General features: G+C 71.5%; 1 pseudogene. It reads right to left on the reverse strand.

The window, feature by feature from the left end:
- Positions 1–379: pseudogene (locus tag G3I78_RS50960) on the reverse strand (APHP domain-containing protein); the annotation flags it as partial.

Below are 379 nucleotides of genomic sequence, written 5' to 3' on the forward strand. Positions count from 1 at the left end.
GTTCGCGGTCACGGCGGCCTGGATGGCGGCCGTGTCCTCGAGACCGTCGTCCGGCACCGCGCCGTACTCGGTGATCGACGTGCACTGCGCGGGCTTGGCCAGCGGAGGGGCGACCTGCTCGAGCTCGACGAGGTCGATGACGTAGAACGCGGCGTCGTCGCCCGCGTCGCGCTGGAGCCGGAAGACCGTCCCGGCCGGGAACGACCGCCCGAGCAGCGCGTGCGACTCGTCGAAGAGCCGGCGCGCGTCCCCGCCCGGGGTGTTGACCAGGCCCTCGGGCTGGTCGGTCGTGCCGTAGAGCCAGGCGTGCTTCGACGACAGCGTGAGCTTCTGCACGAACTGGCCGTCCGCGTAGAGGCTGATCGTCTTCTCCTGGCCT

The sequence above is a fragment of the Streptomyces sp. SID13726 genome (assembly GCF_010548375.1).
Classification (GTDB): Bacteria; Actinomycetota; Actinomycetes; order Streptomycetales; family Streptomycetaceae; genus Streptomyces.